This window comes from Janthinobacterium sp. GW460-12-1-14-LB5, from assembly GCF_059423585.1.
In genome coordinates this window covers 84,020-98,926 of record NZ_JBWKYD010000020.1, presented here as the reverse complement: position 1 = coordinate 98,926, position 14,907 = coordinate 84,020, and the positions used below count along the sequence as shown (strand labels likewise).

At 64.4% G+C, this 14,907-nt stretch carries 15 protein-coding genes; 4 read left to right on the top strand and 11 right to left on the bottom strand.

Translation table 11 applies throughout. The features are described from left to right. From fliP to fliR, 3 genes are read left to right on the top strand one after another with little or no spacing between them, the layout of a single operon-like run. Complete coding sequence (fliP, locus tag AC07X6_RS20570; RefSeq protein ID WP_230539672.1) at window positions 1–786, top strand: flagellar type III secretion system pore protein FliP; 786 nt, start codon at window positions 1–3, stop codon at window positions 784–786. Between the two features lie 9 nt (window positions 787–795). After that, on the top strand, window positions 796–1,065 hold the full coding sequence (gene fliQ / locus AC07X6_RS20565) for a flagellar biosynthesis protein FliQ (RefSeq protein ID WP_035821365.1): 270 nt from the start codon (window positions 796–798) through the stop codon (window positions 1,063–1,065). 22 nt (window positions 1,066–1,087) lie between these two features. Then, window positions 1,088–1,951, top strand: a complete 864-nt coding sequence (fliR, locus tag AC07X6_RS20560) for a flagellar biosynthetic protein FliR (RefSeq protein ID WP_494792187.1) — start codon at window positions 1,088–1,090, stop codon at window positions 1,949–1,951. Here fliR and AC07X6_RS20555 read toward each other — a convergent pair whose 3' ends face one another. Next, on the bottom strand, window positions 1,952–2,605 hold the full coding sequence (locus AC07X6_RS20555; RefSeq protein ID WP_230539674.1) for a LysE/ArgO family amino acid transporter: 654 nt from the start codon (window positions 2,603–2,605) through the stop codon (window positions 1,952–1,954). 73 nt (window positions 2,606–2,678) lie between these two features. Between AC07X6_RS20555 and AC07X6_RS20550 the strand changes: the two genes are divergently transcribed. Next, window positions 2,679–3,581, top strand: coding sequence for a LysR family transcriptional regulator ArgP (locus tag AC07X6_RS20550; protein WP_494792186.1), 903 nt, complete (start codon window positions 2,679–2,681; stop codon window positions 3,579–3,581). Between the two features lie 9 nt (window positions 3,582–3,590). Here the strand turns inward: AC07X6_RS20550 and AC07X6_RS20545 are convergent, their stop codons facing one another. The 10 genes from AC07X6_RS20545 to AC07X6_RS20500 form a co-directional block, all read right to left on the bottom strand. Continuing rightward, window positions 3,591–4,850 (bottom strand): MFS transporter, encoded by a 1,260-nt coding sequence (locus tag AC07X6_RS20545; protein ID WP_494792185.1) that lies wholly within the window; start codon window positions 4,848–4,850, stop codon window positions 3,591–3,593. A gap of 48 nt (window positions 4,851–4,898) precedes the next feature. Beyond that, the gene (locus tag AC07X6_RS20540) at window positions 4,899–5,342 is read right to left on the bottom strand and encodes a MarR family winged helix-turn-helix transcriptional regulator (RefSeq protein ID WP_494792184.1); all 444 of its coding nucleotides are present in this window, start codon (window positions 5,340–5,342) and stop codon (window positions 4,899–4,901) included. A 167-nt stretch (window positions 5,343–5,509) separates the two neighbouring features. After that, window positions 5,510–6,751 (bottom strand): flagellar hook-associated protein FlgL, encoded by a 1,242-nt coding sequence (gene flgL, locus AC07X6_RS20535; RefSeq protein ID WP_230539678.1) that lies wholly within the window; start codon window positions 6,749–6,751, stop codon window positions 5,510–5,512. A 51-nt stretch (window positions 6,752–6,802) separates the two neighbouring features. Next, window positions 6,803–8,770 (bottom strand): flagellar hook-associated protein FlgK, encoded by a 1,968-nt coding sequence (gene flgK / locus AC07X6_RS20530; RefSeq protein ID WP_230539679.1) that lies wholly within the window; start codon window positions 8,768–8,770, stop codon window positions 6,803–6,805. Window positions 8,771–8,858: 88 nt separating this feature from the next. Then, the gene (gene flgJ, locus AC07X6_RS20525; RefSeq protein ID WP_494792183.1) at window positions 8,859–9,785 is read right to left on the bottom strand and encodes a flagellar assembly peptidoglycan hydrolase FlgJ; all 927 of its coding nucleotides are present in this window, start codon (window positions 9,783–9,785) and stop codon (window positions 8,859–8,861) included. A 10-nt stretch (window positions 9,786–9,795) separates the two neighbouring features. Next, a complete protein-coding gene (locus AC07X6_RS20520) occupies window positions 9,796–10,911 on the bottom strand; it encodes a flagellar basal body P-ring protein FlgI (RefSeq protein WP_230539681.1) in 1,116 nt (371 codons plus the stop codon). A 2-nt stretch (window positions 10,912–10,913) separates the two neighbouring features. Further along, window positions 10,914–11,564: a flagellar basal body L-ring protein FlgH gene (locus AC07X6_RS20515; RefSeq protein ID WP_230539682.1), complete on the bottom strand. Its 651-nt coding sequence runs from the start codon at window positions 11,562–11,564 to the stop codon at window positions 10,914–10,916. Window positions 11,565–11,614: 50 nt separating this feature from the next. After that, window positions 11,615–12,397 (bottom strand): flagellar basal-body rod protein FlgG, encoded by a 783-nt coding sequence (gene flgG, locus AC07X6_RS20510; RefSeq protein ID WP_034754070.1) that lies wholly within the window; start codon window positions 12,395–12,397, stop codon window positions 11,615–11,617. A 72-nt stretch (window positions 12,398–12,469) separates the two neighbouring features. Continuing rightward, the gene (locus AC07X6_RS20505) at window positions 12,470–13,213 is read right to left on the bottom strand and encodes a flagellar basal body rod protein FlgF (protein ID WP_494792182.1); all 744 of its coding nucleotides are present in this window, start codon (window positions 13,211–13,213) and stop codon (window positions 12,470–12,472) included. Window positions 13,214–13,308: 95 nt separating this feature from the next. Further along, a complete protein-coding gene (locus AC07X6_RS20500) occupies window positions 13,309–14,856 on the bottom strand; it encodes a flagellar hook protein FlgE (protein WP_230539684.1) in 1,548 nt (515 codons plus the stop codon). Between the last annotated feature and the right edge of the window lie 51 nt (window positions 14,857–14,907).

The following is a 14,907-nucleotide window of genomic DNA, read 5'->3' as shown; positions in this document are numbered from 1 at the left end:
ATGAAGCACGTGACGCGGACGCAAGCGCAGGTATTGAGCAATATCAAGACTCCCCTGACCTGGCTGCTGGCGGCAGCCGCCCTGGCCTTGCCGCTGTGGGCACTGGCCCAGCCGGGCATCCCCGCCTTCAGCAGCACGCCGGCGCCGGGCGGCGGCCAGAATTACTCGTTGCCGGTGCAGACGCTCATCCTGATGACGTCGCTCACCTTCCTGCCGGCGGCCTTGCTGATGATGACCTGCTTTACGCGCATCATCATCGTGCTGTCGCTGCTGCGCCAGGCCATCGGCACGCAATCGGCGCCGCCGAACCAGGTGCTGGTGGGCCTGGCCCTGTTTTTGACCCTGTTCGTCATGGGCCCCGTGTTCGACAAGATCTATACGGATGCGTATCAACCGTATCAGGAAAACAAGATCACCATGCAGCAGGCGATGGACAAGGGCGTCGATCCGCTGAAAACCTTCATGCTCAAGCAGACGCGCCAGGCCGACCTGGCCCTGTTCGCCAAGATGTCGCGCTCGCCAGCCCTGCAAGGCCCGGAAGACGTGCCGCTGCGCATCCTCGTGCCCGCCTTCGTCACCAGCGAGCTGAAAACGGCGTTCCAGATCGGCTTTGCCATCTTCATCCCGTTCCTGATCATCGACATGGTGGTCGCCAGCGTGCTGATGTCGATGGGTATGATGATGATGTCGCCGGCGACCATCTCGCTGCCGTTCAAGCTGATGCTGTTCGTGCTCGTCGATGGCTGGCAGCTGCTGCTGGGCTCGCTGTCACAGAGTTTTTACTAGGGGAAATAAATGACACCCGAAAGCGTCATGACCCTGGGCCGCCATGCGATGGAAATCACCCTGATGGTGGCCGCGCCCATGCTGCTGGTCGCCCTCATCATCGGCTTGATCGTGAGTATTTTCCAGGCGGCCACGCAGATCAACGAGGCGACCCTGTCCTTCATCCCCAAGCTGGTCGGCATTTTCGTCGCCCTCGTCGTGGCCGGCCCGTGGATGCTGTCCGTCATGCTCGACTATATGCGCCAGGTATTTACCGGCATTCCGAACCTGGTCGGCTAGGCATGGGGCCGCGGCATACGCCATGCTGACCCTGTCGAGCATCGAACTGAACACGTGGATCGCAGCACTGCTGTGGCCGCTTAGCCGCATCCTCGGCCTGATCGCGGCCGCCCCCCTGTTCGGCAACGCGTCCGTGCCGGCCACCGTCAAGGTGACCCTGGGCGCCCTGCTGGCCATGATCATCGCCCCCACCGTGCCGGCCTTGCCTGCCGTCAACCCGATGTCCTTGCCCGGCTTGCTGATCCTCACGCAAGAGATGCTGGTGGGCCTGGCCATGGGCTTTTCCATCCGCATCGTGTTTTCCGCCATCGAAATGGCCGGCGAGATCAGCAGCCTGACCATGGGCCTGGGCTTCGCCTCGTTCTTCGACCCGCAAACCAAGGGCAGGTCGTCCGCCATCAGCCAGTTCCTCGTCATGCTGGCCACGTTGATGTTTCTCACAGTCAATGGCCATCTGGTCTTGCTGGCGGCGATGGCGGAAAGCTTCATCAGCCTGCCGATTTCATCGAGTCCCATCAGCGGCGGCGGTTTCCAGCAACTGGCCGCCTGGGGCGGGGAAATCTTCCGTTCCGGCCTGCAGATTTCGCTGCCCATCATCGCCGCCTTGCTGCTGACCAACGTGGCGCTGGGCATCTTGACGCGCGCCGCGCCGCAGCTGAACATTTTCGGGATCGGCTTTCCCGTCACCCTGGGCGTGGGCTTGCTGGTGATCAGCATGGTCTTGCCCTACCTGGCCACGCCGTTCCAGAACATGTTCCTGCGCGGCATAGAAACGGCGCGGCTGCTGCCGCGCGGCTTTGCCACGCGCGACCGGCCGCCGCCGCCCGCGCCGCCGAATCCCCTGCGCCCTGCGACACCGGCCAAACCGCTGCCGCCCGCGCCCTGATCAGGGCTGCCAGCCCAGCGCGTGGCGCAGCAGCAAGGCGGACAGCACGAACATGGTGACGCCGATCAAGCCATCGAGCACTTGCCAGGCGCGGGGCCGCGCAAACCATGGCGCCAGCCAGCGCGCGCCATAGCCCAGACAAGCAAACCACAGCAGACTGGCCGCGCTGGCGCCAGCAATAAACCAGCCGCGCAACGCGCCCGGTTGCTGCGCGCCAATACTTCCCACCAGCAATACCGTATCCAGATACACATGCGGATTGAGCAAGGTAAACGCGGCCGCCTGGGCCAGCACGGCAACCAGTCCCAGTCCGCCCCCGCCCTCGGCGGCGCGCAACTGCTGCGGCCGGCGGGCGCGCCGCAGGGCTTGCCAACCGTAGACGGCCAGGAACACGGCACCGCCCAGCGCCAGCGCGCTGGCCAGCAAGGGGCGCTGCCCCAGCGCATGGGCCATTCCCAGCACCCCGGCGCCGATCAGCGCCGCATCGGCCAGGGCGCAAAACAGCACGATGGCGCCCACATGTTCGCGGCGCAAGCCTTGCCGCAAGACAAAGGCATTTTGCGAGCCGATGGCAACGATGAGTCCCAGGCCCAGGGTCAAGCCCTGGAGAAAGATGGAAAAGGTGGGTGGGGTGGCGGCGATCGAGAGTGTCATGCACGCATCTTGCCTGCCCGATAAAATGAAGGCAAACTACCTTTTCTGTTGCCAGTTAAGGAAAACTTCATCCATGCTCGACTATGCATCGCTCAGCGCCCTGGCTGCCGTGATCCGCGAAGGCAGTTTCGAGCGCGCGGCGCGCGCCTTGCACGTGACGCCATCGGCCATTTCGCAGCGCATCCGCCTGCTGGAAGAGCGCGTCGGCTGCGCGCTGGTGATACGCGACCAGCCCTGCCGCGCCACGGACACGGGCCGGCGCCTGTGCCAGCACGTGGATCAGGTGCAGCTGCTGGAACAGGATTTGCAGGGCGCCTTGCCGGCGCTGGCGCAGACAGCACTGGGCGTGTCGCGCGCCAGCGTGCCCGTCGCCGTGAATGCGGACAGCCTGGCCACCTGGCTGGCGCCCGCCATCGCCGCCTTTGCGGCCGCCCACCCGGTGCTGCTGCAAGTGGCCGTGGACGACCAGGACCACACGGCCGAATGGCTGCGCAGCGGCGCCGTGCTGGCCGCCGTCAGCGCCACGGCCCGGCCCGCATCGGGCTGCAACAGCCGCCCGCTGGGCGCCATGCGCTACCTGGCGGCCGCCAGTCCCGCCTTCCTGCAGCGGTATTTTGCCCAGGGCGTCGGTGCCGCCAGCCTGGCCTTGGCGCCCAGCCTCGTCTTCAATGCCAAGGACGAGCTGCAATCGCGCTGGGTGCGGCGCCTGTGCCACCGGCACGTGGAGCTGCCGCGCCATGCCCTGCCTTCTTCGCATGCCTTCGTCACGGCCGCCCTGGCCGGCATGGGCTGGGGCTTGCATCCGCAGGCGCTGATCCAGCCCCATCTTGATACGGGCGCGCTGCTCGAGCTGCTGCCGGATACGCCCCTCGATGTGCCGCTGCACTGGCACACGGCACGCGCCGCCTCCAGCCTGCTCGACGGCTTGAGCACGGCCATCCTGGCCGCCGCCCGCACGGCCCTGCTGCCGCCCTGAGGGCCAGCGTCAGGACTGGTCGCTGCCGGGCGCCACGCGCCAGCGCCGCAGGTCGGCATTCAAACGCAGCTGCTGATGCTTGACCAGGTAGCGCACGCCGACCAGCGCCGCCGCCAGGCCCGACAGCGCGGCGATGCCCAGCGCCCAGCGCGGGCCGAAGGTGTCGGCCACCCAGCCCACGACGGGCGCCCCCAGCGGCGTGCCGCCGGCCGAGATCGCCAGCACGATGGCCATGACCCGGCCCCGCATGGCGGGCGCCGTCGACAGTTGCACGCTGCTGTTGACGCTGGTGGTAAAGGTTTGCGCAGCGATGCCGATGACCACCAGCATCATGCCGAACAGCCAGTAATTGGGCATCACGGCGGCCAGCGCGCACGCCAGGCCGAACAGCGCCGCCGCTCCCAGCAGCAAGGCCAGCGTCGGCTGGCCCCGCCCCGCCGCCAGCAGGGCACCGGCCACGGAGCCGCACGCCATGATGGAGCTGAGCACGCCATACTGGCTGGCGCCCGCATGGAAGGCCGTCACCGACATGGTCGAGAGGAAAATCGGGAAGTTCAGGCCGAAAGTGCCGATCAGGAACAGCATCAGCAAAATAGCCATCAGGTCGGGCCGCTGGCGCACATAGCGGAAACCCTCGCCCAGGCTGGCCCGGCTGGCCTTGACGCGCGGCGCGCGGCGCAGCAATTCCACGCGCAGCAGCAACAGCGAACCGATCACGGCGGCAAAACTGACGGCGTTGATGATGAAGACCCAGCCGCTGCCGACGCTGCTGATGAGTAAGCCGGCCACAGCCGGGCCCAGCATGCGCGCCGCATTGAACGAGGTGGAATTGAGGGCCACGGCGTTGGTCAAATCTTCCTCGCCGACGATGTCGGCCACGAAAGTCTGGCGCACGGGCGCATCGAAGGCCGTCACGCAGCCCAGCAGGAAAGCAAACACATACACATGCCACAGTTGCACTAGCCCGCTGATGCACAAGATCCCGAGTCCCAGCGCCAGCAAGCCCATGGCCGCCTGCGTGCACAACAACAATTTCCTGCGATCGAGCAAGTCGGCCGCCATGCCCGTCAGGGGCAGCAACAGCAGTTGCGGGCCGAATTGCAAGGCCATGACGATGCCGACGGCGCTGGCATTGTGCTGCGTCAATTCGCTCAGCACCAGCCAATCCTGCGCCGTGCGCTGCATCCACGTGCCGATATTCGACACGAGGGCGCCGCCGGCCCAGATACGGTAATTGGGATTGCGTAACGAACGGAATGTGTTGTTCATCTGGGCGTGCGGGCTCCTTGCCGGGGTCGTGGTGGAAAATTCAGCGGATCACTCCGCCAAGCGTTTGAGTAAGGCCACCGCTCTGTCCAGCTCGGTGACTTCGGCCGGCGTGAGCCGGGTTTCGATGGTGCGCGCCAGCCAGTCTTCGCGCGCGGCGCGGCTGGCCGCGATCCAGGCGCGGCAGCTGTCCGTCAGGGTCAATAGCGTTTGCCGGCCATCGAGCGGATCGGGCGAACCCGTCACCATCCGCGCTGCCGTCAAGGCTTGCACGGTGGCGGCCATCGACTGGGGCCGCATGCCTTCGGCGCGCGCCAGGCTGCTGGCCGTGGCCGGGCCGTCGCGCTCAAGACGGCTGAGTACGGATGCCTGCGACATGCTGACGTCGCCCAGGTGCGCTTCCTCGCGCAGGCGGCGGCGCAGTTTGCCGACCAGGATGCGCAATTCACCGGCCAGTTGCAGAACTTGTTCGTGGTCTTCTTGCGGGGTGGTCATGGTAGCCGTGTGGTGGATCAACGGCCCCTAATATAACAGATATGCAGGTAGACTGCACAGTTTGCCTGCACATCTTGTCAAGATGGCCATCTTGCGGACGCAAAAAAGCCGGGGCGGGAGATATCCTCCCTGCCCCGGCTTGCCGGTCAGCCCGCGATGCGAACCTCCTAGCTGATGTAATTGAACAGCGACAGGCCCGAGATCGAGGTAAAGGATTTCTGCGCCGCCTGCAGGGTGATCTGCTGCTGGCTGAACTGGGAAATCGCCTTCACCATGTCCAGGTCCTGCAAGCCCGACAGGGTGCTCGCATATTGCAGGTCGAGGTCGTCGCCGGCGCTGTCGAGCGTGTCGAGTTCCTTCAGGCGCGAACCGACTTCCGCGCGCACGGACAGCACATTGTCGTAGGCCGTGTCGAGAATATCGTGCGCCGTGTTCAGGCTGGCCGTCAGGCGCGCCTGCCCTGCGTCGCCCGAGGCCGGCTGGCCCAGCGCGCCGATCAGGTTGGTAATCGTGGTAAAGATCGATTCCTTGCCGCTAGGCTCCAGGGTAAACTTGTCCAGGTCGGCCGGCTTGCCCGCCACATTGACTTGCTGGCCGTCAAAGTTGATGGCATCGCCCGATTTATAGGCCACCGGCACGGCGGGATTCGGGATGGTCTGGCCCAGGGTCACGTCCGTCACGGTATAGGTCGTCTTGGCATCCGTGCCCGTGCCCGTCACCTGGAAGTCGATCGAGTACTTATGCCCCGTCAACTTGGTGGGATCGGTGACGGTGCCGCCGGAAATAATGCCGGCGCCGCCGCGCGTGAAGTTGCCCGGATCGGCGGCCGTGGTGAACTTGCCGTTGCCCGTCAAATTGTTCTCGAACACGGTCGCGCCCGAGTCGCTGGTGGCCAGGTAGCGGGCCGAACCCACTTGCAGCTCGCGCTGGCCCTGGTCGCCCACGTAGGTGGCGCCGCCCGGCGTCTGGCTGAACGGCTGCGTCGTCGACTTGTAACCGCCGAACAGATAGCCGCCCGCGTTGTCGGACGTGTTGGCGATGCCCATCAGGTCGGTCAGACGCCCCTTCAGTTCCGTCGCCAGGCTCTGGCGGTCGATATCCTTCAAGGCCGGATTGCCCGCCTTCAGCACCAGGTCCTGCACGTCGGCGATCAGCGAGGTGGTGCTGGCCAGCGCCAGCTCTTCCTGCGACAGGAAATTCTTGGCGTTCGAGCGGTTCGTCACGAATTGCGTATTGATCGATTGCGACTGCGTCACTTCTAGCGCGCGCGCCGAGGCGATCGGGTCGTCGGCCGGCGTCAGGTTGCGGCGATTCGCCGACAGTTGCATCTGGGTACGGTTCAACGCGCCCTGCAGATTGTTCAGCTGCGTGCTGCCCGCGTCATAGATCATTTTGGTACTGATGCGCATGATGCTGCCCTTCCTGATGGCGGCGGACGCCAGGCGCCGCCGCTTGAATTATTAACGTCCGAGGCCGATGACCACGTCGAACAGGGTGCTGGCGATCTGCATGACCTTGCCGCAAGCCTGGTAGGCTTGCTGGTAGCGCAGCAGGTTGGCCGCCTCTTCATCGAGGTTGACGCCGGAAACGGCCTGCTGCTGCGTGCTGGTCTGCTGCAGCAAGGCCAGACTGGCCAGGCCGCTGACCTGCACTTCGCGCGTCTTGTTGCCGACATAGCTGACGGTTTCCGCGTACGACCCCTGGAACGTGGCCTTGCCGCCGTCGAGAATGTTTTTCGTCTGCAAGCCCGCCAGCAAGGAAGCATTGCGGTTGTCGCCCACGCCGCCCGTGTTCGGCGCGATGGTGAATTTATCGCCCTGCGCCGGCACACCCGTCATGTTGACGTTGATGCCGCCAAAGCTGAAGCTGTCGCCTTCCGTGTAGGGGATGTTCGCCGTGCCGGCCGGATACGTGGTGGTCGCGCCGTTCAAGCCTTTCACCGTCACGGCCTGGCCCGCGGGGAAGCCCGTCAGCGAGGTGGTCGCCTTGTCATAGGTCAAGGTGACTGGCCCCGTCAAGGCGTTGCCCGGCGTTAAATAGGCTTTGTCCACGCTACCGGCACCGAGCTTGCCGCTGCCCGTGTTGCTGACGGGCGCGGCCGTGGTGATCGGCGCGCCGGCAGCCAGCTTGTTGCGGTCGGTAATCGCCACGGCCAGGTCGGCAGCGCCGTGGGCCGTCGGCCTGACCATGAAGTTGTCGCCTTCGGCAGCCGTGCCCGAGATCGAGAAATCCACGCCGTCGATGGTTTGCGGCACCGTTTGCGGATACGGGTTGATGGTCGTTTTCGCGCCGTCGCTCTGGCGCGTCACCACATAGTTCGTGCCGTCGTACTTCACGGCATAGTCGCTGGCCGTCAGCTTGGTCGGATCGCTGACCTTGGCCGACAGCGCGGTCGTGCTGGTCGCGTTGTTGCGGTAGTCGGCGCCAATGACGGGATCGGGCAGCTTGAAGAAGTCGCCCCCCAGGTCGCCATTCAAGTCCTGGCCCAGCTTGTGCTGTTCATTGAAGCTGGACGCGAGCGCGATGGCCACCTTGCCCAGCGAATTCTGGATGCGGTCCAGGCTGCCGCTGCGGAATTCCAGCAAGCCGCCCAGCGCACCGCCGCTCAAGGAACTTTCCGACAGCTTGGTGACGCTGGTGCCCGTCACATAGCCCACGTCCAGGCGGTGCGGGTCCGTCGGCGACGGCGTGACGGCCAGCTCGAAGTTCTTGTCGCCCACCACCAGCGGCTGGCCCGAGCCGATCGAAACGGTAATCGAGTTGCCTGCGCCAGGCTGAACCGTTGCCTTGACGTATTTGTTCAGCTCCGTGATCAGCTGGTCGCGCTGGTCCAGCAAATCGTTGGGCTGATTGCTTTCATTCACGGTCAGGTTGGTAATCGAGGTATTCAGGTCCGCGATCTGCTTGGCGTAGGAGTTGATCACCTTCACGTTCGAGGTGATCTGCGAATTGACGCCTTCGCCGATTTCCGTCAGGCGCGCGCTGAGGCCCTGGAAGCGCGCCGTCAGCGAATTGGCGCTCGACAGCAATGCCTGGCGCGACGAGACGGACGAGGGGTTCGAGCTGAAATCCTGCACGCCCTTGAAGAAATCGGCCATCGCCGGCGACAGCCCGGCCGTGGGATCGGCCAGCATATTGTCGATCTGCGTGATCTGCGTGTAATACGCGTCAAGCGAACTGGTGGCCGACTGCGCGGCATTCACCTGGGCCGCCATGAAACCGTCGTACTGGCGCTTGACTTGCGATACCTCAGTACCATTGCCAACGAAGCCATAGCCGGCATTGTTGAACTGCGCCGTCTGCTGCAGCACCACCTGGCGGTTGTAACCGTCCACGTTGGCATTGGTGATGTTATGCCCGGTCGTCGACAGGCCCACCTGCGCTGCAAGCAAACCGCTCTTACCGATGCTGAGTAGATTCGAAGTCATGGTGTCTTATTGGTTACTATCATGAGTATTAACGGCATCCGCGGACAAAACTTGAAGCGCCCGCGCTGCCTCAGGGTCAGGCGGGGGATTAGCCGACCAGCGAATGCTTGATGATTTTTGTCAGTTTGGCAGCGTAATTCGGGTCCGTCGCATAGCCGGCCTTTTGCAAGCCCTGGGCAAAGGTGCTGGCGTCGCCCGCGCTGGCCAGCACTTTTTCATAGCGTTTGTTGTTGGTAATCAACTGTGCATAATCCTTGAAGCTGTCCGCGTAGCTGTCGTAGGCGCGGAATTTCTCCACCTTGCGCTGCGCCTTGCCATTCACATATTCCGTCGTGACGGCTTCCGTGACCTTGCCCTTCCAGTCGGCGCTGGCCTTGATGCCGAACAGGTTGTGGCTGCTGCTGCCGTCGCGGCTGATGATTTCGCGCTTGCCCCAGCCCGTTTCCAGCGCCGCCTGGCCCAGCATGAATTTGGCCGGGATGCCGGTGGCGCGGCTGGCCTCTTCCGCATGCACGCCCAGCTTTTCCTGGAAGGCGCGCACGTGCGGCGCCTGCGTGGCGTTGGCCTTGTCGCTGAGGGTCTTGCCGACGCCGGCGGCGCTGCCCGCGCCTTCCGTGAGGGCGCCCTGCTGCTGGCGGAACGCGGCCAGCGCCTGCGCCATGCTCGACGAGCGGGGCGACGGCGCTTCGGCGCCGTCGGCGGCCAGCGCCTGGCTCGACGACGACAGCTGGCGGATCAGCACGTCCGCCAGGCCCGTGCCCCGCTTGGCCAGGTTCTGGCTCGTCTGCTGGTCCAGCATCGAGGTGTACATCTTGCTTTGCTGGCTATCCATGATGCCGTCCTGCGGCGTGGCTTCGCGCATGCTTTTCATCATCATGTTGATGAACATGGCTTCGAATTGCGTGGCCGCCTCTTTCAGGGCGGCGGGGTCCTTCGCCTTGGCGGACTGGCGCAAGCCATCCATGCCCTTGACGTCATAGGCGGCGGTATTGCTGAGGTCGGTTTGGCTGATCATGGCGTGTCCATCAGATAATTTCGAGTTCGGCGCGCAGCGAACCGGCCGCCTTCATCGCCTGCAGGATGGCCAGCAAGTCTTGCGGCGAGGCGCCGATGGCGTTGAGGGCCTTGACCACGTCGGACAGCGAAGCGCCGCCCTTGACCAGCATGACCTTGCCCGGTTCCTTCTTGATATCGATCTGCGCCGTCTGCGTGACCACCGTGCGTCCGCCCGACAGCGGCGCCGGCTGGCTCACCTGCGGCTCGACATTGATGGTGACGGACAGGTTGCCGTGCGAAATGGCGCACGTTTCCAGGGTCACGGACTGGTTCATGACGACGGAACCGGTGCGCGCATTCATGATGACCTTGGCCGCCAGGCGGGCCGGATTGACTTCGATGCTTTCCAGCTGGCCCAGGAAGGACACGCGCTGGTCGCTGCCGCTCGGCGACTGCACCTGGATCACGCGGCCGTCCAGCGCGGCGGCCGTGCCGGCGCCGTAGCGGCTGTTGATGGCGTCGACCACGCGGCTGGCGGTGGCGAAATCGGTGGCGTTCAATTCCAGGCGGATCGTGTTGTTGGCGCCCAGCGCCGAAGGCACGGTGCGCTCGACGGTGGCGCCGCCCGAGATGCGGCCCACGCTCAGGTGATTGATGACGACGGAGCTGCCGGCCGCCTGCGCGCCCACGCCGCCCACCAGCACGTTGCCCTGCGCCATGCCATACACCTGGCCATCGGCGCCCTTCAGCGGCGTCATTAATAAAGTGCCGCCGCGCAAGCTTTTCGCATTGCCCATCGACGACACGGTCACGTCGAGCAACTGGCCCGGCTGGGCAAACGCGGGCAAGGCCGTCGTCACCATCACGGCGGCCACGTTTTTCAGCTGCAAACTGGTGCCTTGCGGCAAGTTGATACCCTGCTGCTGCAGCATCGCCGCCACGCTCTGAATGGTAAACGGCGTCTGCGTGGTCTGGTCGCCGCTGCCGTCGAGGCCGACGACGAGGCCATAGCCCATCAGCTGATTCTGGCGCACGCCGGCGATGCTGGCCAGGTCCTTGATGCGTTCGGCCTGCGCCACGGGCGCCAGCAGGGAAATGGCCAGGCCGCAGATGGCGGCAATGCGGGGGAAAGTCAAGGTGGCCATGATCAGAATGGCAGCAGGCTGAGGAAGAAGCGCGAGGCCATCGAGGCCATTTCGGCGCGGTCGATCTGGCTGTTGGTGCGGTATTCGACGCGCGCTTCGGCCACCTGGGTCGATGGCACGACGTTGCCGGCGCCGATGGTGTCCGGATTGACCATGCCCGAGAAGCGGATGAATTCCGTGCCCTTGTTCATGGCGATCTGTTTCTCTCCGGCGACGATGAGATTTCCGTTTGGCAATACCTCGATCACCGTCACGCCGATCGTGCCGCTAAACGTGTTGCTGGCGGACTGGTTGTCGCCATCGGCAAATTTCGTCGCGCCATTTGCCGCCACGGTGCCGCCCAGGCGGCCCTGCAGCATGCCCGGCGTGCTGAAGCCCACGCTGCCCGACTTATTGCCGGAACTGGCGCCCGCCTTGACGGCATTCGTGCGCTCGGTGATGGCGATCGTCATGGTGTCGCCCACGTGGCGCGCGCGGCGGTCTTCGAAGGCGGGCCGGTAGGTCGACGGCTGGTAGATGGAACCGTTGTTGACGACCACCGGTTCGGGCATCGGCGCGCGCGTGGAGGTCGGGTATTGCACGATGGACGTGGGCGTGATGGCACAGCCGGACAGCAGGACTGCGGACAACAGGGCGATGATGGGGTATTGCATGGCGAACCTCCGCTGCCATCCGGCGGCGGATGGCATGACGACTATAAAAATTAAAGTTGCGACAATTTCTGCAGCATTTGATCGGATGTGGTGATGGCCTTGCTGTTGATCTCGTAGGCGCGCTGCGTCTGGATCATGTTGACCATTTCCTCGGCCACGTTGACGTTCGAGGTCTCGATATAACCCTGCATCAGCACGCCGGCGCCGTTGGTGCCCGGGGTGTTGGTCTGCGCCACGCCGGAGGCGCCCGTTTCCATGTACAGGTTTTCGCCCTTCGATTCCAGGCCGGCCGGGTTGACGAAAGTGGTCAGCTGCAGCGAGCCGATTTGCGATGGCGCAACGGTATCGGGCAAGGTGACGGAGACGGTGCCGTCGCGCGCCACGGTCAGGCTCAGCGCATTCGTCGGCACGGTGATGGCAGGCTGGATGACGAAGCCTTCCGAGGTGACGAGCTGGCCGTTGGCATCCGTCTGGAACGAGCCGTCGCGCGTATAGGCGGTGGCGCCGTCCGGCATCAGCACCTGGAAAAAGCCCGTGCCGTTGACCATCACGTCGCGCGAATTGCCCGATGCCTGGGGATTGCCCTGGGTATGGATGCGTTCGGTAGCCACGGTGCGCACGCCCGTGCCGATCTGCAAGCCCGATGGCAGCTGGGTTTGCTGCGACGATTGCGCGCCCGGCTGGCGCACATTTTGATACAGCAAGTCTTCAAACACGGCGCGCGACTTCTTGAAGCCCGTGGTGCTGACGTTGGCCAGGTTATTGGCGATCACGTCCATCTGCGTCTGCTGCGCTTCCAGGCCGGTCTTGGCTATCCAAAGTGAACGAATCATGATTTTTCTCCAATAACAGCGCTAACCAGCCCTGTAGACTATTTCTATGTGACCATTATGCGTTGACCCCTATCAATTCAAAGCGAGGATCTGGGTGGCTTTCGCCGCGTTATTCTCGGCATTCTTCAACAGGCTCATTTGCGTTTCGAACTGGCGCGCCAGGGCGATCATGCTGACCATGGAGTCGACGGGGCTGACATTGCTGCCTTCCAGCGCACCGGTGGTCAGCTTGACGGCCTGGTCGGCCTGCGCCACCGTGCCATCCTTCAGGCGGAACAGGCCGTCGTCACCGCGCACCAGTTGCTGCTCGGGCGGGTTGACCAGCTTGATGCGTCCCAGCACTGTCGACGGGCCCGGCGGCACGTCGGTGGAAATCGTGCCCACCGTACCGTCGCTGGCGATGGCCACCGTCACGCCGGGCGGAATCGCCATGGGACCCGTATCGCCCTGCACCATCAGGCCCGACTGCGTCTGCAGCATGCCGTTTTCATTGAGCTTCAGGGCGCCGTTGCGCGTGTAGGCTTCGGAACCATCGGCCGACTGCACCGCGATCCAGCCCGCGTTTTCCACGGCCACGTCGAGCGCGCGGCCCGTGTGCTGCATCGGGCCTTGCGTGAAATCGGAACCGACCGTCGAATCGACGACGAAGGTGCGCGTCGGCATCATGCCATCGGCCACCACGGGCACGGCGCGGAACGAGTCGAGCTGGGCACGGAAACCCGTGCTGGTGGCGTTCGCCAGGTTGTTCGCCGTGGTCGCCTGCTTGTCCAGGATATGCTTGGCGCCCGAGCCGGCGGTGTAGATGAGACGGTCCATGTTTTATTTCTCCTGTTGCCTGAAACCCAAGATAGAAACCGGGGTCGGACCCTGAGGGTCCCACCCCAGCCTTTCGCCGTTAGGGGTTCAATCCGTTAACGCAAGTTCACCAGAGTCTGTAAAACAGAATCCTGCGTCTTGATGGTCTGCGCATTCGCCTGGTAGGCGCGCTGGGCCGTGATCATGTTGACCAGTTCCGCCGTCAGGTCGACGTTCGACACTTCCACGGCCGAGGCGCGCAAGTTGCCCAAGGTACCCGTCTTCGGTTCGCCCGTGATGGGCTTGCCCGAGGCCGAGCTTTCCACCCAGGCGTTGTTACCCAGCGGCTCCAGGCCATTCGGGTTGGTAAAGTTGCTCAACACCACCTGCCCCAGGGCGCGCGTTTTGCCATTGTTGTACTGGCCCTGGATGACGCCGTCGTCGCCCACGATGAACTGGCTCAGCTGGCCCGCCTTGTAGCCGTCCGCTTCCGTTTTCTTTTCCGCCGTGGCGGTGCCCAGCTGGGTCGATTTGCTGAAATCGACCTGGACCGACAGGGTCGGATTGGCACCCGTGGCCGGGAAGATCGGCAGGTTGACAGTGACGGGCAAGGTTTGCGGCGGCGTCAGGGCCAGCATGGCGGCCCGGTCCAGGCTGCCAACCGTATTGAAGACCAGCGAACCGGTCTTGACGGCGGGCACCGTGGTCACGGCGCGGATGGCGGCGTCGATCTGGTCGGGCGTGCGGCTCGAGTTGATGCCATTCGGCACGGCACTGCCGTAGGTGGCGGCGATGGCGGCCAGTTGCGCCGGCGTGGCGCCCGCGGCGGCGGCGGCGGCCGACACGGCGGCGCCGACCGCATTGCCATAGGCGACGGCGGCCGTCGTCACATTGGCCGGCACCAGCGGCACGGCCGTGGCGGCGGCCTGGTAGGCGGCGCGCGCGGCCAGCGAGGCAGGGTCCGTCTGCAGGGCGGCCGCGACCTTCATGCTGGTCACTTCCGTGCCGTCAACGGCCGAGTAGACGTCCCAGGTGTTGGTGCCCGTCTTGACGTAGAAATTCGACATGATGTGGGAATTGCCCAGCGAATCGAAGACTTCGACGGGGAATTGCTTGCTGTACGTGGTGTCATCCGTGAGCTTGAACGGCACCGTGGTCGGCATGGCCGTATTCGAATTGAGGTTGACTTGCGTGTCGACCTTGGTCGTTGCCTGGGGTTTCATGTCCGACTGGTCGATCTGCAGGGGCACGACGGCGCCGGCGACGATCTTGCCGTTGGCGTCGGCCGCATAGCCGGTCAGCTGCGCCAGCTGGGCGTTGACGATGAAACCGCTCTTGTCGACCTGGAACTGGCCATTGCGCGAGTACTGGACGGCGCCGTTGACGCTGGTACGGAAGAAGCCGCCGCCATTGATGGCGATGTCGAGGGGATTCGACGACGATTCCAGGTTGCCCTGGTTAAATTGCTGGGCGATTTGCGAGACCGACACGCCGATCCCCGCCTGGTTGCCGCCCACGCCATACAGCGAATTGGCATAAATGTCAGCGAACTGGGCCTGCGACTGCTTGAAACCGACGGTGGACGAGTTGGCGATGTTGTTACCGATGACGTCCAGCGATTTGGCGGCGCCATTCAAGCCGCTCAGGCCTTGTTGGAAAGACATTGTGTTCTCCTGGTAGAAATTAGGGGGTGAGGGTCACGCTAAGGGGAAGCG

What these genes read in the sequence shown, in the direction of transcription:
- fliP (WP_230539672.1), top strand. Translation starts at nt 1, where the DNA reads ATGAAGCACGTGACGCGGACGCAAGCGCAGGTATTGAGCAATATCAAG.
- fliQ (WP_035821365.1), top strand. Translation starts at nt 796, where the DNA reads ATGACACCCGAAAGCGTCATGACCCTGGGCCGCCATGCGATGGAAATC.
- fliR (WP_494792187.1), top strand. Translation starts at nt 1,088, where the DNA reads ATGCTGACCCTGTCGAGCATCGAACTGAACACGTGGATCGCAGCACTG.
- AC07X6_RS20555 (WP_230539674.1), bottom strand. Translation starts at nt 2,605, where the DNA reads ATGACACTCTCGATCGCCGCCACCCCACCCACCTTTTCCATCTTTCTC.
- AC07X6_RS20550 (WP_494792186.1), top strand. Translation starts at nt 2,679, where the DNA reads ATGCTCGACTATGCATCGCTCAGCGCCCTGGCTGCCGTGATCCGCGAA.
- AC07X6_RS20545 (WP_494792185.1), bottom strand. Translation starts at nt 4,850, where the DNA reads ATGAACAACACATTCCGTTCGTTACGCAATCCCAATTACCGTATCTGG.
- AC07X6_RS20540 (WP_494792184.1), bottom strand. Translation starts at nt 5,342, where the DNA reads ATGACCACCCCGCAAGAAGACCACGAACAAGTTCTGCAACTGGCCGGT.
- flgL (WP_230539678.1), bottom strand. Translation starts at nt 6,751, where the DNA reads ATGCGCATCAGTACCAAAATGATCTATGACGCGGGCAGCACGCAGCTG.
- flgK (WP_230539679.1), bottom strand. Translation starts at nt 8,770, where the DNA reads ATGACTTCGAATCTACTCAGCATCGGTAAGAGCGGTTTGCTTGCAGCG.
- flgJ (WP_494792183.1), bottom strand. Translation starts at nt 9,785, where the DNA reads ATGATCAGCCAAACCGACCTCAGCAATACCGCCGCCTATGACGTCAAG.
- AC07X6_RS20520 (WP_230539681.1), bottom strand. Translation starts at nt 10,911, where the DNA reads ATGGCCACCTTGACTTTCCCCCGCATTGCCGCCATCTGCGGCCTGGCC.
- AC07X6_RS20515 (WP_230539682.1), bottom strand. Translation starts at nt 11,564, where the DNA reads ATGCAATACCCCATCATCGCCCTGTTGTCCGCAGTCCTGCTGTCCGGC.
- flgG (WP_034754070.1), bottom strand. Translation starts at nt 12,397, where the DNA reads ATGATTCGTTCACTTTGGATAGCCAAGACCGGCCTGGAAGCGCAGCAG.
- AC07X6_RS20505 (WP_494792182.1), bottom strand. Translation starts at nt 13,213, where the DNA reads ATGGACCGTCTCATCTACACCGCCGGCTCGGGCGCCAAGCATATCCTG.
- AC07X6_RS20500 (WP_230539684.1), bottom strand. Translation starts at nt 14,856, where the DNA reads ATGTCTTTCCAACAAGGCCTGAGCGGCTTGAATGGCGCCGCCAAATCG.